We start from the raw sequence: 19832 nt of genomic DNA on the forward strand, positions 1-19832 counted from the left end.
GCGTCGGTTGATTCGCCGGGTCTCAATACGAACGGTCCGGCCTTCGTGGGTCTTCTCATGAATCATTTCTGGCTCCATAGAACGGGTTGGAAAACGCGTTCTAAGGATGCTGTCACGACGGTCGCGGCAGGAAGCTCTCTGAAATACCAGTCACCTGTATGTGATGCGCTCGGGCTTCTTGGGCGCAGATTTCTGAGCCTCATTGTGCTCGCCAAACGCGTACACGGCGGCCCCCGCCCCCGCCGCGAAGAAGATCATGCTCACCATGAAGAATGTGCGAGCAACTCGCAGCTGCCGTTGTCGATCCTGTCGCACCTTCACTCGAAAGTCAGGCCCATCCGCCCCTTGAGCGAGTGCCTCATCAGGGTCGATTTCGCGGGCAAAGCTTCCGTGGTTGTTGTACGAGTACAAGATGCAGAGCGCGCAGAAGATCAAACCCGCCAGAAACAGACCCATTGGCAATTTCATCGCCTGCGCGTGCTTATACCCGCCGTCGCTACCAAGGAACGTGAGGAGTGCCACCGCTGCCCCACCGTTTGCCAATGCCGATATCCGGAAGCCTTCAATGGATATCTGGATCATGCCCTTGTAGATCTCAAGCCAGCGCTCGAGTCGCTCCTCGCGCAGCCTCTCTGGTGTTGGATCGTGGGGCGAGTTCATGTTGGTCATGGCGATACGCGTACGTCCTCAGATGATGGATTGAGCAGAGCCCCGCGGCGCCGGCTCCGCCGCGAGCAGCTCGGCCGGGAACTGTCGCATCCATCCCAACGCCTGGTCGGCTGGAGTGGCCAACCACGCGTCGTAGTCGCTCGGGTCGAGGATCACCACCATGCGCTTCTCGTCCTTGGGCTTGTGCATGTTGCTGAAGATGGCGTGACCATCTGCGTTCACCGTGAGCATCGAGAACGAGTGCTGCAGGCGCCCATCGCGCTCGCGACTTTCCCACAAACCGGCGATGCCCAACGGCTCACGATCGCGATGCCTGATCGCCCAGCGCGTCGGCTTCGCGTCGTCGCTCTCGTAGTGGAACTCGAAGATCTCGACGGCCGGGATGATGCAGAACTGGCCATGCTTCCACGCGTTGCGAAAGCTTGGCTTCGTCGCGGCCGTCTCGCTGCGCGCGTTGTACGTGCTGCGCACCAACTCCGGCTTCGCCCAGTGCGGCAGCAGCCCGAAGGTGGCCAGCACGCCGGCGCCCGGGTCGGCACTCGTCACGATCGGCGCAGCGTAGCCCGGGAAGGCCTCGGGCTTGAACTCGCCGGCGGGAAATGTCGCGCGGAAGGCCTTCTCCCACGCGTCCTGTCGGGTCGGGGTGTAGTCGGCGCACATGCTCAGCCTTTAGTCGTCGCCCTCACGAATTTCGAACAAGATCTCGCGACTCTTGGTGATGTCCTTCACGTCTATTCTCCTCGCCAGCTTACGGGCAGCCTCAGGGGTCGAAGATGGTCCGAGGTCCCTGTATTGGAGGTCGTGGACCAAAACCATGTCCTCAAGGTGCTCCACAATCAGGATATGCGGCCACCAGGCTCCGTCCATTTCGGTCACTTCCCACAGGACGTGGGCCTTGTTTCCGTTCTCCAGGATCAGCCAATCCGATTGAAGAAGGTGCGTCTTCCTTACCTCGTTGATGCAGGCTCGCACCGCCGCAGCCAAACCACTCGGTGCGGATACGTTGCTGATGTTCCAGTTGCACCCCGTCTCATCGGGTTCATGCCAGTAAGGCAGGGAAACATTGATCACTTCGCCCTCGCATTGAGCGTCAACCAACTGCTGAACTCTCGATCGAATCTCGTACTCGCCAACCGCTTCACGCTGCATGGAGCCTCCCAATGAAGGAACGAGGAATACCCTACTCGGCCGACATGGTACGCGCACGACGTGCTGGGCTGAAGACGCAGACGCGGAGGGTGGTGAAGCCGCAGCCGGAGCAGGGTTGCATCGGTCACTTCGGCCCCGGAAATCCGTTCATCCGCGGTGAACGTGTCGTTGTCCGCTGCCCCTACGGCCAGCCCGGCGACCGGCTGCTCACGCGCGAAGCATGGCGCACACTCACCGAGTACGACGCGCATCCGCCTCGCGATGTGCCCGTTGGAGCGTCGATCTGGTACGAGGCCGACGGACATGCCCCCGCTGACTTCGGCCGGTACCGGCACGCGCGGTTCATGTGCCGTTGGATGAGCCGCGGCATAGACGAGGTCGTCAACGTCCGCGTCGAGCGGCTGCAGGACATCAGCGAGGCGGATGCGAGAGCCGAGGGGATATTCCAGCACGTTCGTGGTGGCTGGCACTGGCACAAGCACGACTCCAGCAACCTCGACGACTGGAACCAATTTGGCTACCGGACTGCCAGGCATGCATACCAGTCTCTGTGGGAGCAGATCAACGGCGCCGGAAGCTGGGACACAAATCCATACGTCTGGGTGGTCGAGTTCAAGCGGGTGATGCCATGACCGAGCGCCAGACGCTCATCCACTGCGCGCGCGTCTATCTCGCGCAGTCCCGACACTTCACCGGCCGCCACCGCGGGTGGCGCTTCCGATTGCTGGAGTGGACTGGCCAGTGCCGCCGCCGGGCGATGGCGCTGCGCGATGCGCCGGCCCAGCGGTCGCTCTTCTGAGGATTCACGATGGCACTTCCCTACGAGAACACCAGCAGCGGCGAGCGTGCGGTTCAGGACATGCAGAAGATCCTGCGCGGCTTCGGTTGCTCGAAGTTCGGTCAGATGCTGGACTTCGAAGCCGGCGAGCTGCTGGTGCAGTTCGAATACCGCGGCCGACCGGTTAGCGTGCGGGCGTCCGTGAATGGCTACGCCGCGGCCTGGCTGAAGGAGCACCCACACACGCCGCGCACGAAAGCGACGAAGCAGCAGCACGAAGCCCGCGCAAAGGAGATCGCGAGCACTGCGGTCTATTCGATCCTGCGTGACTGGATCAAAGGGCAGATCACGGCAATCGAGACGGGGATCCTGTCGTTCGAAGGCGCCTTCCTTGGCCAGATCCTGCTGCCGAACGGCAAGACGGTGCTCGAGCATGCCGAAGCGGCGAATCTGCTGCCGGCACCAAAGGCGAACCCATGACCCGGCCCATGTTCCTCGAGCCGGCAGAAGTCCGCGCTCTGACGAACCGCACACAGCGTGTGGCTCAGGCAGCCGCCTTGCGGGCGATGGGCATCGAGCACAAGATCAGGCCGGACGGAAGCGTGGCCGTGCTCCGATCCCATGTCGAGCAGCAGATGGGCGGCGGCGCGGCGCGCAACGACGGAAAGCAATCCGAGCCGGATTGGGAAGCGGTGGCCTGACATGCCCAGGAAGCGCAACGCCGAGAATCGCGGCCTCCCGCTGCGATGGACCCACACGCACGGCGCCTACTACTACCAGGTGCCCGTCGGGCTCGAGCACCTGTGGGACGGCAAAAAGAAGTTCAGGCTCGGCGGCACGCTGCCCGAAGCCTACAAGACGTGGGCCGACCGGCTGCAGCCCACGGAAGGCGTCCGCGTGCGCACGGTGTCCGACCTTCTCGACCGCTACGCGCTGGAGGTCGTGCCGACGAAGCGGCCGACGACGCGCACTCACAACCTCATTTGCATCCCGAGGCTGCGTGCGGTCTTCGGCGCTCTCAACATCAACGCCGTGAAGCCGCGCCACGTCTATCGATACGTCGATCTGCGCAGTGCGAAGAAGAAGGACGAGGAGACCGGCCGCGTCACCGGCGGCCGCACCATCGCCCTTCGGGAGATCGAGGTGCTGTCGCACGCGTACACGAAGGCGGTGGAATGGGGCTATCTCGATCGCCATCCGTTCAAGGAAGAGGTCCGCCTGGCTGGCACGCCGCCGCGCAGCCGGTACGTCGAGGACTGGGAGATCATCGAGGCGCTCTCGCTCGACTCGCGCCGGAAGAAGGGCAGCGTGCGCGCGATCCAGGCCTACATGCGGATCAAGCTCATGACCGGCATGTCACGTGGTGACCTGCTGCGCCTGAAACCGGCCGAACACTTCAAGGAAGACGGCATCCACATCCAGCGGCACAAGACATCCGAGACGACGGGCAAGCGCACGATTTACGAATGGACGCCGGACCTGCGCGCCGCAGTGAAGGAAGCGATCGAGGCGCGTCCAGCGCTGTCGCACTTCCTGTTCTGCAATCGGCGCGGCGAAGGATACTTCGACGAGGAGAGCGGCGAGGCCCATGGATGGGACTCGATGTGGCAGCGCTTCATGGAGCGCGTGCTCGCGGAGACAGATGTGAAGGAGCGCTTCACCGAACATGACATGCGCGCGAAGTGCGCATCGGATGCGGTGAGTCTGGAGCACGCCCGCGCCCTGCTCTCGCACGTCGATTCACGCACGACGAATGCAATCTATCGGCGAAAGCCGGAGACGGTGAAGCCGCTGGATGGAGTGGGTTGAAGCTTGGGGAATAGCACAGCGGTGCTTGAATAGCACCGGAAAAGAAAAAGGCCAGTCAATCGACTGGCCTATCTCTTTGTTTCTCTGCGGTAAATTGGCGCGCCCGGAGCGATTCGAACGCCCGACCCCTTGGTTCGTAGCCAAGTACTCTATCCAGCTGAGCTACGGGCGCGCTGCAGAGAGGCAGAACTATAGCACATCTTTTCAATACTGCAACCATTTCATGAAGCAATGGTTGCTTGGCGGAGAGGGAGGGATTCGAACCCTCGATACAGGTTTTGGCCCGTATGCTCCCTTAGCAGGGGAGTGCCTTCGACCTCTCGGCCACCTCTCCGGTACTGCAAAGCGCGCGAATCATACCGGTAAGCCCCGCTCCGGTCAAACCCGCGCGCGATTTATTCCGGCTGATTACTGCGCCGGCTGATCGAGTTCGAACGCGCGGTGCAGCACGCGCACGGCGAGTTCGAGGTACTTCTCGTCGAGCACGACCGACACCTTGATTTCGGACGTCGAAATCATCTGGATGTTGATGCCCTCTTCCGCCAGCGTGCGGAACATCTTGCTGGCCACGCCCGGGTGCGAACGCATGCCGACACCGACCGCCGACACCTTGCAGATCCTGTTGTCGCCCTTAATCTCGCGCGCACCGATGTGCTGGCGAACGCTTTCGAGGATTTCCATCGCCCGCGCAAACTCGCCGCGATTCACCGTGAACGAGAAATCGGTCGAACCGTCGTGGCCGACGTTCTGGATGATCATGTCAACGTCGATGTTGGCGTCGGCAATCGGTCCGAGGATCTGGTAGGCGATGCCCGGACGATCCGGCACGCCGAGCACGGTCAGTTTGGCTTCGTCGCGATTGAAGGCGATGCCGGAGATGATGGGTTGTTCCATGTTGACGTCTTCCTCGACAGTAATCAGCGTGCCCGGGCCTTCGTGACCCTCGTCCTCGAAACTGGACAGCACGCGCAGCTTGACCTTGTACTTGCCTGCGAACTCGACCGAGCGGATCTGCAGCACCTTCGAGCCCAGGCTCGCCATCTCGAGCATTTCCTCGAAGGTGATGCGGTCGAGGCGGCGGGCTTCCGGCACGATGCGCGGGTCGGTGGTGTACACACCATCGACGTCGGTGTAGATCTGGCACTCGTCGGCGCCGAGCGCGGCGGCCAGCGCGACGCCGGTGGTGTCGGAACCGCCGCGGCCGAGAGTCGTGATGTTGCCCTTCTCGTCCACGCCCTGGAAACCGGCAACGACGACGACGTGACCTTCATCGAGGTCGCGGCGGATATTGTGTTCGTCGATCGACAGGATGCGCGCCTTGGTGTGCGCGTCGTCGGTCAGGATGCGCACCTGGCCGCCGGTATAGCTGCGCGCCTTCAGGCCAAGATCCTTCAGCGCCATCGACAGCAGGCCTATGGTGACCTGCTCGCCGGTGGAGGCGATCACGTCGAGCTCGCGCGGATCGGGCGTCGGCGAAATCTCCTTGGCAAGGCCCAGCAGGCGGTTGGTTTCGCCGCTCATGGCCGACACCACGATGACCATCTTGTGGCCGCGGGCGACGTAGCCGGCGACCCGGCGGGCAACGCTCTTGATGCGGTCGGGCTTGCCGACCGAGGTGCCGCCGTATTTCTGGACGATGAGAGCCATCTGAACTTCCGGGACGTTGTACGAAAACCCGCGATTGTAACTGATCCGCCCGCGGCGACATGGCGCGTCGGTTTTTCACGTTCAGGGCACCGGAAGTCTGCGCGAAACGTCTGGCGAAAAACGATGTCCACGACAATACCAAGCGACTTGCAAACATATGCAAAGCTGTTTGGTGCAGGACGTTGTGATCATTTATACTGGGTTTTGTCTATGACTTTAGTTATAGACACGGGAGTAAGCAGCTATGCGAAGCGGCAGGCAGCCAGGCACCGGATTTTCAAGGATCCCGGCACCGAAGTTTCGATGTTCAACTCATCAAGGACAACGAGCATGAAAGCAACCGATACCATCGACGCACGTGAAATCCGCAAGAAGCTGGGCATGAACCAGTCGCAATTCTGGTCGCGCCTCGGCGTAACGCAAAGCGGCGGCTCCCGCTACGAAAGCGGCCGCAATATGCCGAAGCCGGTTCAGGCGCTGCTGCGTCTGGTGCACGTCGAGCAGATCGACATCAGCAAGATCCGTCGTGAAGACGTGGAAGTCGTCGAATATCTGCGCGCAACCGATCCGGATACGTTCAAGCGTCTGAAAAAGGAAGCCCGCGCGCACCGCAAGGCTGGCTGATAAAGCCTTCGCGGAGCGCGAAACGGACAAGGGGAAGGCAAACCGCCTTCCCCTTTTCTTTTGTGCGCGCGCCGCTGTATCGGCGACGCGTTTGGCTTACGGGCGGATCACGATATCCACCGGCGGCGGCGCGCTGATCTGCAGCGGATTGCCGTCCGCACCGATTGCCACCACATTGCCCACCTGCACGCTGCTGGCGCCGGCCGGCGCGTTCGGTGCCGCGCGGAAGCGCAGTTCGGCCCGCGCCTCCTGCCCCGCGCCCGCGGCGGACAGGGTTACCGCCGCCCGACCGGGCGCAGTCACCGTTCCGAGAGCCGTCAGCACGTTCGGATCATAGGCAATCTCTACCGTCGCGTTGCGCACGCCGGCGCCCGCCGTCATCGACACGATGACGCCCGCCTCGCCACCCGGCGCCATTTCGCCCGAGGACTGCATGCGCAGTTCAGCGCCACCCGCCTCTTCCTCGGGCTCCGGCGCGGGCGCCGGTTCCGGCTGAACCGCGCGCGACGGCGACGCGAACTGCACCGCACCGGCAGCCGGCGCAACACCGCCGCCCGAACTCGACAGGCGCATGCCCTGGTCCTTGCCCGACTGGCGGATCGACAGCGACGCGGCGCCGACAGCCGCCTCGGTACCGGCCGGCAAAGCGGGCGCGATGTGCGCCGGCCGGCTCAGATTGCGCACGATGCGCGGCGTGATCAGCAGGACGATTTCGGTCTTGTTGTTGCTGCCGCGCTCGCTGGAGAACAGCTTGCCGATCAGCGGCAGGTGACCCAGGCCCGGCAGGCGCGATGCGCTGGTGCGCTCCTCGTCCGAAATCAGGCCGGCGAGGATCTGCGTCTCGCCGTCCTTCAGCCGCAGCGAGGTTGCGGTCGAACGGGTGCCGACCTGATAGGCGAGCGAACTCTGCGGGCCGGTTACTTCCTTGACGATGCTCGACACCTCCATCGTCATCTTGATGTTGACGTCGTCCTCCGGGTGGATCAGCGGCTCGACGTCGAGCTTCAGACCGACGTCGAGATAGGTGACCGACGCTGACACGCCGACGTTGGCGGTCGAGGTCGTCGTGAACACCGGCAGCTTCTCGCCGATGTGCACCTTGGCCTTTTCCTTGTTCTTGACGCGGATGCGCGGGTTGGCGAGCAGATTGGCCGCGCCGTCGGTCGCCTTCAGATTCAGGATCAGACCGGGATTGCTGACGTAGGGAACGACCAGACCGTTGGTGTCCTTCAGATTGATGTTGCCCTGAAGCAACTGGCCGCCCAGCGTGGTCGTCGTCGTGATGCCCGCCGCGGTGCTGACTGAGTTGCTGATATTGGGCGTCAGGATGCCGTAGCCGATCTGGTCCGGGAAATCGATGCCCAGCTCCTTCATCTTGTTGCTGCTGACTTCCAGCACCTCGACTTCCAGCATCACCTCGGGCTCGGCCACGTTGACCGACTCGACCAGCTGTTCGGCCAGTCGGACCGCGTTGACGGTGTCCTTCATCACGATCACGTTCAGCCGCTCGTCGATGTAGATGTCCTTGGTCTTGATCACGGTCTTGATCAGGTTCTGCACCTGCTTCGCCTCGGCGTTGACGAGGAAGAAGGTGCGGGTGATCAGCTCCTTGTACTCGCGCACCTTGGCCGCGGTGTTCGGATAGATGAGTACGGTGTTCTCCGACAGCACGCTGCGCTCGAGCTGGTTGGTAATCAGGATGAGGCGCATCACCTCGGCCACGGTCGTGTTGCGCACGAACAGCGTCACCTTGATGTCGGGCCGCACGTCCTTGTCGAACACGAAGTTGATGCCGGTCGAGCGGGCGATCGCCTCGAACACGTTGCGCATCGAGGTGTCGCGGAACTCCAGCGTCACCGTCTTCTGGAACATGTCACCCAGTGCTGCCGGCGTCTGCTGCTTCGGCCGCGCCTCCTCGATCTGGCGCAGCAGTTCGCGCGCACCGGCGTGCGAGCCGTCCTGCCCGAGCACATTGCGCACGCGCGCCTCGGCACCGGACACGTCCTTGCGCACGAACATCGCATTCGCCTCGGTCACCATCGCATCGTGACGCACGCCGCGCAGCAGCTGGTCACGCATCGAAATCGCACGCGGGTTGCGCGCATCCATCGCCAGCACACGGTCGAGTGCAGCGGCGGCGGCTTCGCGGTTGCCGGCGATGCGCGCGGCCTCCGCCTGTGCCAGCTGGCGCGCGATGGCCACTTCACGCTGACGGAACAGCGTGGCGCGGATTTCGGCGTTGTCCGGCGACTGCTTCGCCGCCTGCTCGAACAGGCCGAGCGCGCGGTCCTGGTCGCCGGCCATCAGCGCCTGCTTGCCGTCCTCAAACGCCTTGTTGGTGGCACAGCCCGCAAGTGCAAGCAGCGCAGCGAAAAGCAGGAAAGCCGCGCGCAGGCGGGGCTGGAAGAGTGCAGTCATTTGGCGTTTCCGATGGACAAGGTCTGCCGCTGCTTGAGCGGCTCGAACATGAAGGTGACGGCGCTGGCGCTCACCGATTCGACGCGGTACTGGTTGTTCAGCAGATCGCCCTGGCGCGCGACAAGCATGCGCTCGCCCTGGGCGAGGAAGACGACGGTGGACGTGCCTTCGGTCATCCGGCCCTGGTAACGGAATGGCAAAGGGGGTGCGACCGGCGCCGGCGGCGGTCCGGCCTGCACGCTCACCTTGGGTGGCGGCGGCAGGAAGCTGTGCGCGGCGAACAGGTCATGCCCGACCTCGGCTGCGCCCCGCACCGGCAGCGCAGCGATCGCGCCCCCTTGCTCCACCGCCGCCGTGCGGGCCGTCGCCACCCCCGTGCTGCGCGCGGTGCGCGGTTCCGCGACCAGGCCGGCCGCGTCGCCAGCATCGTCCTCGATGCCGGCCGCGTACCACACCGCAAGCAGCGTCGCGATCAGTGCAATGACGAGGCTGCGGTTCATGAAGCCTCCTTCATCAGGATCGACACGCGCACCGTGGCGTCAACCGTATCGCGCGCGATGTCGTCGCGGCGCAGCACCACATCGTCCACCAGCACCGCTGGCGACAGACGCTGAATGTCGGCCAGCCAGGCGCGCAGCGCCGGGTAGCTGCCGCGCAGCGGGAACACGTATTCCTGGCGCGCGTAGCCCGAACCGAGCGGCTGCGACTCGCGGCTTTCGACGCGCGCCAGCGCCAGCTTGCCGGCGGTCGCCGTCTTCGACAGATCGGCCAGCAGCGACGGCAGGCGCTTGCGCTCGACCAGCGCCGCGTCAAAACGCGCCAGCTGTTCGCGCGGCGATTCAACCTTGACGCCCTGCGCCACGCGCTCGACAAGCGCCTCGTGTTCGGCTTCGAGCGTGTCCAGTTCGGCCTGCAGAGGTGCTGCCGCGCCGAAGTGGATGGCCAGCGCCAACGCCAGCAGCGCCGCGCCGACGGCGCCCGCCCAGCCCGCGCGCGCCAGCGCGTAAGCCAGATGTGCCTGCAGCCGCTTCATGCGCGCCTCCAGTTCAGACGCAGCGAAAAAGCCACCACCTGCACCCCCTCGCGCTGCTTGAATTCGAATACTTCAATGCGCGGCGCCGCCAGCGACGAGGCGTCGGCGAAGGATTCGGCGTAGGCGAACAGCGCATTCAGATCCTTCGCCTCGCCGGTCACGCGCAGCAGTCCGCGCGCGGCGTCCGGTTCGACCGACAGCAGCGCGACGTCGGCGTGCTGTCCGGCGAGGGCTTCGAGGTCGGCGAACAACGGCTGCCAGTCACGTGCCATCTGCAGCGACAGCGTGCGCGCGACGTCCAGCCGGGCGCGCAGGCCGGCGTCCTCCTGGTCGCGTCGCGCCAGCACCCGCGCCTGCTCGGCGGCACGCGCGGCGCGGCGGTTGTCGGCGCGCTGCGCCTCGACCTGCCCCCCGAGCGTGTCGTAACGTTCGGCGGCGAAGGCGGCCGCGGCGCAACCGAGCGCGAGTGCCAGCCAGCCCAACCAGCCGGGCGCACGCCGACGGGCGACGAAGTCGATTTCGGGAACGGCCGGACGCCTGCTCATGCGCCACCTCCGGCCACGCAGCGCCAGCCGCGCGGCAGACTCACCGCCGGCGAGCCGTGCAGGAAGAGCTGACCGCCCGACAGTTCGCCGTCGAACAGGCTGAGCCGGCGCTCGAGCACGGCCCCGATGCCGGCCGGGTCGGCCAGCGCCTCGCCACGCACGTGCAGCCAGCGGCCGCCCGACCACAGACCCATGCACAGCCAGCCGTGGCGCAGCTGTGCGAATCCGCCGGTCGCCGCGTCACCACGCAGCCCGGCGTAGGCGCGCAACCAGGCCGGCTGCATGCTCTTCAGCTTCACGCTGCGTGCGGCACACCAGGCCTGCAGCCGCTGCACCAGCGCAGCATCGAGTGCGCAGGCGAGCACGCTGGCCGCCGGTCGCGCGTCCCAGCTGAACACCCAGCTCTGGGCGGCGCTGCCGAACACCTCGATCATGCGGGCACGCACCAGCGCGTGCTGTTCGTCGTGGCCGACGATGCCGGGCGGCACCTCGATCACCTGCCAGCGCGCCCACGCATTGTCCACCGTCACCTGCAGCGCAGCGCGACGCGGCGTCGCCTCGGCCGGCAAGGCGTCGAGCGAGGCGGCCAGATTGTCCAGCGACAGCATCTGCGCCGCGCCGTGCCGGCCGAGCGACACGCCGTGCGGACCGACTTCGAGCGTCAGCGCCTCAGACGACAAAAGTGACACGGTTCAATTCCGCCAGACTGGTTTCGCCGCTGGCCACCAGGGCCAGACCGGCTTCGCGCAGGGTGCGCGTGCCGCGCGCACGCGCGGCCTCCTTCAGTTGTCGCATCGGGGCGCGGGTGACGATGAGCTCGCGCAATTCGTCGTCCAGCACCAGCAGTTCGGCGATCGCGCGCCGGCCCTTGTAGCCGGTGCCGCGACAGTGGCCGCAACCGGTGCCGGCGCGGAAGTCGTAACCGCCGGCACCGATCAGTCCGGCCAGGCCGGACTCTTCGAGCAGCGCGGCGTCAGGCACCTGCGGTGCGGCGCAGTGACGACAGTTCAGTCGCAGCAGACGCTGGGCGACGATGCCATTCAGCGCAGAAACCAGGTTGTACGGGTCCACGCCCATGTGCAGGAAGCGGCCGATCACGTCGAACACGTTGTTGGCGTGCACCGTCGTCAGCACCAGGTGACCGGTCAGCGCCGCCTGCACCGCGATCTCAGCCGTTTCGCCGTCGCGGATTTCACCCACCATGATCTTGTCCGGGTCGTGCCGCAACACCGAGCGCAGGCCACGGGCAAAGGTGAGTCCCTTCTTCTCGTTCACCGGAATCTGCAGCACGCCCGGCAACTGGTACTCGACCGGGTCCTCGATGGTGATGATCTTGTCCAGGCCGTGGTTGATCTCGCCGATGGTGGCGTACAGCGTCGTGGTCTTGCCGGAGCCGGTCGGGCCGGTCACCAGCAGCATGCCGTAGGGCTCGGCCGCCAGCTTGCGCAGCGCGGCGCGCGCGATGTCGTCGAAGCCCAGGCTTTCCAGCGTCAGCGCCTTCAGCTCTTCGGTCAGGTGTTCCTTGTCGAGCACCCGCAGCACCGCGTCTTCGCCGTGCACGCTGGGCATGATGGACACCCGCAGGTCGATGTCGCGGCCGGCGTAGGCCACCTTGAAGCGGCCGTCCTGCGGCACGCGGCGCTCGGCGATGTCCAGTTCGGCCAGCACCTTGATGCGTGACACGACCTGCTCGGCGGTATCGGCGCCGGCGATCTGGCCGACCCGCACCATCACGCCGTTGACCCGGTATTTCACCTGCATGCCGGCCGGCACCGATTCGAGGTGGATGTCGGAGGCGCCCTGCTTCAGCGCGTCGTACAGCGTCGAATTGACCACCCGTACGACCGGGCTGGCGTCGTCGGCGATGCGCGCCAGCGACAGCACCTCGGCCGAACTGCTGCTGACCTGCTCGCCTTCGTCGAGCAGGCCGGCGGAGGCGCGCTGACTTTCCTCGAAGCGCGCCAGCGCGGCGGTGATGTCGTCGCGCGTGGCGACGCGCAGCTCGAAGCTGTCGTGCAGCGTGACCGCCAGCCAGTCCTGCAACGCAGCGTCGTAGGGATCGGCGACCACGGCGACGCGTGCCCCCGTCTCGTCGGTCGCCACCACCACCGAACGCGCCAGCGCTTCGGAAAAGCGGATGCTGCCCAAGGTCATCGTCAGCGCGTTGAGATCGGCGCTGTGCATCACGGGCAGACCCAGCTGGGCAGCGACCCGGGCGCACATGTCGTCAGGCGTACTGCCGGACAGCTCGATCAGCGCCTGCATCACGGAGCCACGCCCCGCCTGTGCGCGGGCGCGCGCCAGCAGGTCGCCGGCAAGCGGAGACGACACATTGGCGGGCAGCGCGCTCATTGCAGGCTCTCCGCCAGCTGGAAGATGGGCAGGTACATCAGCACCACGACACCGCCGATGGCCAGACCAATCACCAGCATCAGCAAGGGGCCGAACAGCCGGGTCGCGCGGTCGAGCCAGCGCGTCATTTCCTCGTCGTGGAAGGCGGCGATGCGTTCCATCATGTCGCCCAGGTTGCCTGCCCGTTCGCCGACGCGCAGCATGCGCGACGCCACAGCGGTACTCAGGCCGACTTCGGTGAAGGCGTCCGACGCCGCGCGGCCCTCGCGTATCGACAGCAGCGCGCGCGTCAGACTCTGCTGCATCGGCAGCGGCAGCAGTTCGCGCACCAGTTCGAGCGACTGCACGACCGGAATGCCACCGCGCAGCAGCATGCCCACCGTGCGGAAGAAGCGCGCAAGGCGGAACACGCGCATCCGGCTGCCGATACCGGGCACCCGCTCGAACTGCGCCATCAGCCCCTGACGGAAGGCCGGCTGACGCACCGTCCACACGACACCGATCACCACCACGAGCAGGCCCAGCCCGAGCGAGGCCGAATGCGCCTTGACGAAATGGCCCCAGGCAAGCAGCCACTGTGACGCCAGCGGCAGTTCGGTGGAAATGTCTTCATACACTTTCGAGAACTCCGGCACCACGAACACCAGCAGGAAAAGCACGACCAGCATGCCCACCACCAGCAGGATGACCGGGTAGGTGGCCGCCGCCACCAGCTTGCCGCGCAGGCTGTCGAGCTGTTCGCTGTAGGCGACATAGCGTTCGAGTGCCTGGTCGAGGTCGCTGGTGCGCTCGGACGCGCGGATCATCGCCACCAGCAGGTCGGGGAAGATGGCGGTCTGGGCGGACATCGCCATCGACAGCGTCTTGCCCTGGCGCAGCGCGTCGATCAGCGCGCTCAGCACGGTGCGCGACAGCGTGCGTCCCTCCTTCTCGGCCATCACCTCAAGACCTTCGACCAGCGACAGGCCGGAGCGCAGCAGCGCCAGCAATTCCTGACAGAACAGCAGCACCGGAAAGCGCTGCCGGTTGAACGACAGCGTGTGCGCACGCGAAGCCGACAGCACGGTCAGGCCGTCGGCCTGGACCTGTGCGCGTGCCGACGCTTCGTCGGACGCTTCGACCTGCAGCTGCGTGATGCGATTGGTGACGTCGAGTGCGCGGATGCGGAAAAGCATGTCACCAGTTCGTGATGTCGGCGGCTTCTTCGGTGCCACCTGCCTGGCCGTCCTTGCCCAGCGAGCTCAGATCGAATTCACCGTGTTCGCCAGGTGCCTTATATATATAGGGGCGCTCCCACGGGTCGAGCGGAACCGCCTTCTTCAGATAGGGGCCCGACCACTTGCTGGTTGTCAACGGACGCTCGACCAGTGCCTTCAGGCCCTCTTCGGTGGTCGGGTAGCGCCCGTTGTCGAGGCGGAACTGGTCGAGCGCCTTTTCCAGCGCGTCGATCTGCGCACGCGCCGCCTTGACCTCGGACTTGCCGATCTGGCTGAAGAAGCGCGGGCCGACGTATCCGGCCAGCAGGCCGATGATGACCATCACCACCAGCAGTTCGAGCAGGGTAAAGCCGCGTTGAGAAATCCGGTTCATAGCCGTAATGTGACGTGTCATGATCGTATCGAGTCTAGTCGCCGTGCATCGACCGCATCAAGCAAACAAGGCCGATGCTTTCCGCTTTATTTCAATATCGCTGAAAACATTCCGCAGCATGCTTGCAATACCCGCAACTTTATCGCCCGCGTATTTCCTGCAGATGACTTCAACGACCGCCCGCTCCGTTTTCCTGCTGCTCGCGCTGCTGTGGGCCGCTGCCGCGCAGGCCGACGTCTATGTGAAGGAGGACGCCGACGGCGCGCTGGTGCTCACCGACGCGCCCGGCGGCGAGGGCTTCGAGCTGTTGCTGCGCAGCGAGCGTGACGCCGCCGCCGCACCGGTGGCGGCGCGCGCCGAGCACCCGTCGGCCCGGCTGCACGCGCCACGGATCGAACGCGCGGCACGTGCGGCCGGCGTAGACGCCAGTCTGCTGCACGCGGTCATCCGCGCCGAATCGGCGTACAACCCGAAGGCGGTGTCGCCCAAGGGCGCAGCCGGCCTGATGCAGCTGATGCCGGCCACCGCCCGCCGCTATGGCGTGGCGGACCGTTTCGACCCCGACCAGAACGTGCTGGGCGGCGCGCTCTATCTGCGCGACCTGCTGGCCCGCTTCGACGGCCAGCTCGAACTGGCTCTGGCCGCCTACAACGCCGGAGAGGGCGCGGTGCAGAAGTACGGCGGGCGCATTCCGCCCTACGCCGAGACGCAGCGCTACGTGCCGCAAGTGATGCACAACTACCGCTCGCTGCAGTAAGCGAATGCCGCTTGCGGACAAAAAAATGGCCTGCGCGAGCAGGCCATTTTCATTCCGGCGGGCGTCTCAGGCCCTGCGCCGGCGCGCCACCGCCGCCAGCACACCCAGCCCGGCGAGGAACATCGCGTACTCAGCCGGCTCCGGAACCGGCGCAGCCTGCCAGCCGATGTCGCGCAGGATGGCGTAATCGAGCGCGGTAAGCGCGCGGCGCTCGCCGGTATTCAGCGTCTGCGTCATCAGCGCAGTCTGCGCCACGCCATTGACGGTGCTGACCACGCTGTCGTCGAGGACGCGCGTGTCGATGATTTCCATATCATTCTCAGCGTCGTAGTAGTAGTACACCGGCACGCCCTCTCCGTACTCAGCAAGCGCATTGGCGCCAACGAAAGTGAGGTTCTCGCTATCGACATTGGCGTGATAGGACGCCACCGGGGTGCCCGAGCCGCCGACACCGTAACCCAGGATGCCGAGCAAACCACGCAGCGCGACGGTGTAGAAGTCGTACTGGCCGTCGAAGGACTCCAGCGTCGAAATGTCGTCGTCAACGTAGAAGCTGGCGTCGCTATCAAAGGCGAGTGCGCCGCCCCAGGGCGAGTAGTCGGTCGGCGTCGAGGCGATGGCGCCAGGTTGGCCGCGGCTGCGCAGTTCGTCGCGGTAGGCGAGGAAGGCGGGGTCGTTCGCCGGCACCGAAGCCGGCCGCGTCGCGTTGCGCACGGCGCCGCTGAGCGCCAGATGCGGCGCGCCGAGCGCCGATCGACCACCGACGTACACATAGATCTGGTTGGCGCCGATGGTGTTGACCGCCGGCGACGAGGTACCGGTGTCCGGCGGCGTGAAGAAGATGCTGGGCGCGAAGTCGCCCTGCGGCGCGATCGCGCTCAGCTGGTCGGAAATGCTCGCCTCGATCGTGCCGGCCGCCTGTTCGAGCAGCGCCTTCATTTCGTTCGTCATGACGCCGTTGCCGTCACGGCTGTAGTCGAACACGAATTCGATATTGGCCTGCGCGCCACCAGCCAGCGTCATCGACGCCAGCACACCGGCCAGCGCCTTGAATACTGGTCGCATGTCCATCCTCCTGTCTGTGAATGTTGTGCGGCGATGCAGCCGCCGTGGTCTGACTGTCTGCAGGAAGCATGCCGATTGACCGGGAGTCGATCGCCTGGCGCTGCCTTCCCCACAAACCGGCGACGCATTCCCGCCCGCCCGGTGTGACATGCCCGATGCGTCACCGGTCATGACGAAGGCAAACAACCACCTTGGTGCATTTCAACCACCACGCTCGCGCCCGGAAGCTGCCTCACGCGCAGAGGCAGCGGTCGCGCCGTCGTCGGCGCAACTGGCCCCGCCCTTGCTTCTGGCCTCCAGCCCCGGCAGTCCCACCCGTACGCGGACGCTGCCGGGCAGCACACAAGGAAGACGTCCCGCCAAATGACGAGGGCGTTCGCTGCAGGTCTCCGCGCCTGCCAGGAGGAGGAGCCGTTGCAATTCAATCTGCGTATCGCGGCGTGCTGCCTGGCCGCGCTCTGTATCGACGTCACACACGCGCAGGCGCCGACCAACGCCCCCGACGAGGTCGCAGGGCCGCCGGCGCCGGCGGCCGAGGCCGAACCCGGGGCGGACGCCATCACTCTCGACCCCATCCTGATCCGCGAACGGCGGCCGCAGGACATCGGCCCGATGCCCGGCCTCGGTCTGACGAAAGAGGAAATCCCGTCCAATGTCCAGAGCATTACGGCGAAGGACATCCGCGACAGCAACAGCCTGTCGCTGACCGATCTGATGAATTCGCAGATGCAGTCGGTCACCGTCAACGACTACCAGGGCAACCCTTTCCAGGTCAACGTGCAGTTCCGCGGCTTCACCGCCGGTCCTCAGGTCGGCACGCCGCAGGGGCTGTCGGTCTTCCTCGACGGCATCCGCATGAACGAGCCCTTCGGCGACGTGATGAACTGGGACATGATCCCGATGAACGCGCTGTCCCGCTTCGACGTGTTCCCGGGCTCGAACCCGCTGTTCGGCCTCAATACCCTGGGCGGCGCGCTGTCCATGCGCACCAAGAGTGGCTTCACGGACCCCGGCGTCGAGGCGAAGTATCTCGGCGGCTCATGGGGGCGCAACCAGGTGCAACTGTCCGGCGGTGGCAGCGTCGGCCCGGTGGCAGGCTTCGTCGCACTACAGGGCTTCGCCGAGGACGGCTGGCGCGACAACTCGCCCAGCAAGCTGCGCCAGCTCTTCATCAAGAACGAGATATCCCTGGGCAACCTCCTGCTCGGTTTCTCCGCGCTGAAGGTTGACAGCGAACTGGTCGGCAACGGCCTTGTCCCGCTCGAAGACTATCAGCGCCAGCCAGCATCAGTATTCAGCTCTCCCGACGAAACGCGCAATGAACTGAACCAGTACCAGTGGTCCGCCATGTTCGAAGTCAATGACAGCTTCAACATCACGGCGATGACCTATCGACGGAACAGCCTGCGTACAGGATTCAATGGCGACATCCTCGAGGACGGATTCGAGGACCTCGACCTCGATTTCCCGGTCACGCACATCTACGACCCCTATTGCGCCTATGCGGATGTCGATGAAGATTACTTCCCGGACAACAATATTCCGCTGAATGCACCGTGCAATCCGGAGGGTTCGCCCAGCAACAGCAATGGGGGACAGGCCCGCAATGGTGCGTACAACACGTCGAACCGCGGCGGCATCATCGACGGCACACCGATCGCCGTGGCAACCCGCACACGCACCCAGCAGGACGGCAACGGCACATCGCTGCAGTTCAACTGGAATCTGGGGCGCCACAAATTGATGGTCGGTGCATCGCAGGATGTGTCCAAAACGCACTATCGCGCCACCCAGCGGCTGGGCCTGCTGGACGCGGATCGCAACTTCTACTATGCGACGTACGGGGTAGGCCCCGGGCAGATCGATCCGATCTTCTACCTCGCGGAGAACGAGATCGAATCGAACAACTTCCGTGGCGAATCCAAGACGCGCAGTTTCTACTTCAGCGAAACCTGGACGCCACGTGACGACCTGCACCTGTCGCTGGCTGCGCGCTACAACGTTGCCAAGGTGAACAACTGGATGCTGGGCCGCACCTCGACCGGCAATCCGAACGACTTCAAGAACCAGGGGTACGGCGACCCCAACAACCAAGGAGCGGGCGGCGCATACATCCTGTGCTGGGGCAACTACCCCGACGAATGCCATTACGTGCCGCAGCTGGTCGAGTACGACACCTCGAACGTCAACAGGGCGATCACAGTTGAACGACATACCTATCGATCGTTCAATCCCTCCGCTGGCGTGAGCTGGCTACCGCGCGAAGACCTCAACCTGTTCGCCAACTACAGCCGGGGCGCGCGCGCGCCATCGACGATAGAACTGGGATGCGCGATCGACAAGGGCATCACTCAAGGGCCGCATGGGCCGGTACGGAACGCGACAACCGCCGCCGTATGCCACCTGCCCAATACGCTATCCGGCGACCCGTACCTTCCCCAGGTCCGGTCCCACTCGTATGAAATCGGGGCGCGGGGCACGCTGGACAATGGCTTCGAATGGAATGTGACCGCCTATCGAACCGATCTGACCAACGACATCTATCTCGTCGGTGTTTCGTCATCGCGCAGCTACTTCGACACCATAGACCGCACCCGCCGTCAGGGCATTGAAATGGGCTTGAAAGGCAAGGTTGACAAGTGGGACTTCAGGGCCAACTATGCCTACACCGAAGCCACCTTCGAATCGACCTTCTACATGCACAGCCCGCACAACAGCAGCGCGGACTTCAACATGAACTCCCGCCCAGACTCCGTAATTCCTACACCCGGTGCCTCCCAGAACAACGGCTACGGCACCTACCAGATGATACGCATCGATCCGGGCGACACCCTGCCCGGCGTATCCCGACACAATTTCAATATCACCGTCGGATATCAATTCAACGACAAATTGAACTTCAGGCTGGGGATGGTGGCGCATTCGCCATCATTCCTTCGCGGCAATGAGAACAACGACCACGAGACAGGGGGAACGGACAAGGAGACCGGCAGGTACTACTGTCAGACGACCACTCCATGCACCATCGCGCAAAGCGGCACACCTGACGGACGGCTGTTCCGTTATGACGGAAAGTTGCCGGGCTATGCGGTTTTCAATCTGAGCACCAGCTACAAGATCGACCAGCGATGGACCGCACTGCTGCAGATCAACAATCTGCTCGACAAGGACTACTTCACCGCCGGCCGTCTCGGGATCACGCCTTTCGCGCCCAGCGTGCGCGGCGCGATCGGTGAAAGCGGCTGGAACTACAACTCCGCCGATTGGCTGAACACCACCATGGTCGCCCCCGGAGCGCCGCGCGCGATCTGGGTGGGCATGAGCCTCCGCCTCGACTGAAACACGCCGGCTGCAAGGTCCTGGCAGGCGAAGTGATCGCCAACAGCCAGCCTGTAC

General features: G+C 64.8%; 21 protein-coding genes and 2 tRNA genes. 8 read left to right on the top strand and 15 right to left on the bottom strand.

Going from position 1 to position 19832, the window contains the following annotated elements; all coding sequences use genetic code 11:
* Positions 1-150: 150 nt before the first annotated feature.
* From ACQ66H_RS12480 to ACQ66H_RS12490, 3 genes are read right to left on the bottom strand one after another with little or no spacing between them, the layout of a single operon-like run.
* A complete protein-coding gene (locus tag ACQ66H_RS12480) occupies positions 151-669 on the bottom strand; it encodes a hypothetical protein (protein WP_430434298.1) in 519 nt (172 codons plus the stop codon).
* 18 nt (positions 670-687) lie between these two features.
* Positions 688-1329 (bottom strand): SOS response-associated peptidase, encoded by a 642-nt coding sequence (locus tag ACQ66H_RS12485; protein ID WP_430434299.1) that lies wholly within the window; start codon positions 1327-1329, stop codon positions 688-690.
* A gap of 9 nt (positions 1330-1338) precedes the next feature.
* The gene (locus ACQ66H_RS12490; RefSeq protein WP_430434300.1) at positions 1339-1818 is read right to left on the bottom strand and encodes a hypothetical protein; all 480 of its coding nucleotides are present in this window, start codon (positions 1816-1818) and stop codon (positions 1339-1341) included.
* Between the two features lie 89 nt (positions 1819-1907).
* On the opposite strand from ACQ66H_RS12490, the gene ACQ66H_RS12495 reads away from it, so the two are divergent.
* From ACQ66H_RS12495 to ACQ66H_RS12515, 5 genes are read left to right on the top strand one after another with little or no spacing between them, the layout of a single operon-like run.
* On the top strand, positions 1908-2450 hold the full coding sequence (locus ACQ66H_RS12495) for a hypothetical protein (protein ID WP_430434301.1): 543 nt from the start codon (positions 1908-1910) through the stop codon (positions 2448-2450).
* The gene (locus tag ACQ66H_RS12500; RefSeq protein ID WP_430434302.1) at positions 2447-2617 is read left to right on the top strand and encodes a hypothetical protein; all 171 of its coding nucleotides are present in this window, start codon (positions 2447-2449) and stop codon (positions 2615-2617) included. The genes ACQ66H_RS12495 and ACQ66H_RS12500 overlap by 4 nt, the downstream gene beginning before the upstream one ends.
* A gap of 9 nt (positions 2618-2626) precedes the next feature.
* Positions 2627-3076 carry a hypothetical protein gene (locus ACQ66H_RS12505; protein WP_430434303.1) on the top strand — a complete coding sequence of 150 codons (450 nt, stop codon included), beginning with the start codon at positions 2627-2629 and terminating at the stop codon, positions 3074-3076.
* Positions 3073-3297, top strand: coding sequence for a DUF4224 domain-containing protein (locus ACQ66H_RS12510; RefSeq protein WP_430434304.1), 225 nt, complete (start codon positions 3073-3075; stop codon positions 3295-3297). Before ACQ66H_RS12505 ends, ACQ66H_RS12510 begins: the two co-directional genes overlap by 4 nt.
* A gap of 1 nt (position 3298) precedes the next feature.
* Positions 3299-4405 carry a hypothetical protein gene (locus tag ACQ66H_RS12515; RefSeq protein WP_430434305.1) on the top strand — a complete coding sequence of 369 codons (1107 nt, stop codon included), beginning with the start codon at positions 3299-3301 and terminating at the stop codon, positions 4403-4405.
* A gap of 95 nt (positions 4406-4500) precedes the next feature.
* On the opposite strand, the gene ACQ66H_RS12520 is transcribed toward ACQ66H_RS12515, so the two are convergent.
* From ACQ66H_RS12520 to ACQ66H_RS12530, 3 genes are all read right to left on the bottom strand, one after another.
* Positions 4501-4577 (bottom strand) — tRNA-Arg (locus ACQ66H_RS12520).
* Positions 4578-4645: 68 nt separating this feature from the next.
* Positions 4646-4739: transfer RNA gene (locus ACQ66H_RS12525), tRNA-Ser, on the bottom strand.
* Between the two features lie 74 nt (positions 4740-4813).
* A complete protein-coding gene (locus ACQ66H_RS12530; protein ID WP_304003241.1) occupies positions 4814-6052 on the bottom strand; it encodes an aspartate kinase in 1239 nt (412 codons plus the stop codon).
* A 330-nt stretch (positions 6053-6382) separates the two neighbouring features.
* On the opposite strand from ACQ66H_RS12530, the gene ACQ66H_RS12535 reads away from it, so the two are divergent.
* Positions 6383-6676: a helix-turn-helix domain-containing protein gene (locus ACQ66H_RS12535; protein WP_019917961.1), complete on the top strand. Its 294-nt coding sequence runs from the start codon at positions 6383-6385 to the stop codon at positions 6674-6676.
* Positions 6677-6772: 96 nt separating this feature from the next.
* On the opposite strand, the gene ACQ66H_RS12540 is transcribed toward ACQ66H_RS12535, so the two are convergent.
* From ACQ66H_RS12540 to gspG, 8 genes are read right to left on the bottom strand one after another with little or no spacing between them, the layout of a single operon-like run.
* On the bottom strand, positions 6773-9094 hold the full coding sequence (locus ACQ66H_RS12540; protein WP_430434306.1) for a secretin N-terminal domain-containing protein: 2322 nt from the start codon (positions 9092-9094) through the stop codon (positions 6773-6775).
* Positions 9091-9594, bottom strand: a complete 504-nt coding sequence (locus ACQ66H_RS12545; RefSeq protein ID WP_430434307.1) for a hypothetical protein — start codon at positions 9592-9594, stop codon at positions 9091-9093. Before ACQ66H_RS12545 ends, ACQ66H_RS12540 begins: the two co-directional genes overlap by 4 nt.
* Positions 9591-10127: a type 4a pilus biogenesis protein PilO gene (pilO, locus tag ACQ66H_RS12550; RefSeq protein WP_430434308.1), complete on the bottom strand. Its 537-nt coding sequence runs from the start codon at positions 10125-10127 to the stop codon at positions 9591-9593. The genes ACQ66H_RS12545 and pilO overlap by 4 nt, the downstream gene beginning before the upstream one ends.
* The gene (locus ACQ66H_RS12555) at positions 10124-10672 is read right to left on the bottom strand and encodes a hypothetical protein (protein ID WP_430434309.1); all 549 of its coding nucleotides are present in this window, start codon (positions 10670-10672) and stop codon (positions 10124-10126) included. The genes pilO and ACQ66H_RS12555 overlap by 4 nt, the downstream gene beginning before the upstream one ends.
* A complete protein-coding gene (locus tag ACQ66H_RS12560) occupies positions 10669-11361 on the bottom strand; it encodes a hypothetical protein (RefSeq protein ID WP_430434310.1) in 693 nt (230 codons plus the stop codon). Before ACQ66H_RS12560 ends, ACQ66H_RS12555 begins: the two co-directional genes overlap by 4 nt.
* Positions 11342-13024 carry a GspE/PulE family protein gene (locus ACQ66H_RS12565; RefSeq protein ID WP_430434311.1) on the bottom strand — a complete coding sequence of 561 codons (1683 nt, stop codon included), beginning with the start codon at positions 13022-13024 and terminating at the stop codon, positions 11342-11344. The genes ACQ66H_RS12560 and ACQ66H_RS12565 overlap by 20 nt, the downstream gene beginning before the upstream one ends.
* Positions 13021-14199, bottom strand: coding sequence for a type II secretion system F family protein (locus ACQ66H_RS12570; RefSeq protein ID WP_019917952.1), 1179 nt, complete (start codon positions 14197-14199; stop codon positions 13021-13023). The genes ACQ66H_RS12565 and ACQ66H_RS12570 overlap by 4 nt, the downstream gene beginning before the upstream one ends.
* 1 nt (position 14200) lies before the next feature.
* Positions 14201-14614, bottom strand: coding sequence for a type II secretion system major pseudopilin GspG (gspG, locus tag ACQ66H_RS12575; protein ID WP_430435630.1), 414 nt, complete (start codon positions 14612-14614; stop codon positions 14201-14203).
* A 163-nt stretch (positions 14615-14777) separates the two neighbouring features.
* Here gspG and ACQ66H_RS12580 point away from each other — a divergent pair, with 163 nt between their 5' ends.
* Positions 14778-15371 carry a lytic transglycosylase domain-containing protein gene (locus tag ACQ66H_RS12580; RefSeq protein ID WP_430434312.1) on the top strand — a complete coding sequence of 198 codons (594 nt, stop codon included), beginning with the start codon at positions 14778-14780 and terminating at the stop codon, positions 15369-15371.
* A 66-nt stretch (positions 15372-15437) separates the two neighbouring features.
* On the opposite strand, the gene ACQ66H_RS12585 is transcribed toward ACQ66H_RS12580, so the two are convergent.
* The gene (locus ACQ66H_RS12585; RefSeq protein WP_430434313.1) at positions 15438-16436 is read right to left on the bottom strand and encodes a PEP-CTERM sorting domain-containing protein; all 999 of its coding nucleotides are present in this window, start codon (positions 16434-16436) and stop codon (positions 15438-15440) included.
* Positions 16437-16850: 414 nt separating this feature from the next.
* Here ACQ66H_RS12585 and ACQ66H_RS12590 point away from each other — a divergent pair, with 414 nt between their 5' ends.
* A complete protein-coding gene (locus ACQ66H_RS12590) occupies positions 16851-19775 on the top strand; it encodes a TonB-dependent receptor (protein ID WP_430434314.1) in 2925 nt (974 codons plus the stop codon).
* Positions 19776-19832: the final 57 nt, after the last annotated feature.

The sequence above is a fragment of the Methyloversatilis sp. genome (assembly GCF_965284615.1).
Classification (GTDB): Bacteria; Pseudomonadota; Gammaproteobacteria; order Burkholderiales; family Rhodocyclaceae; genus Methyloversatilis.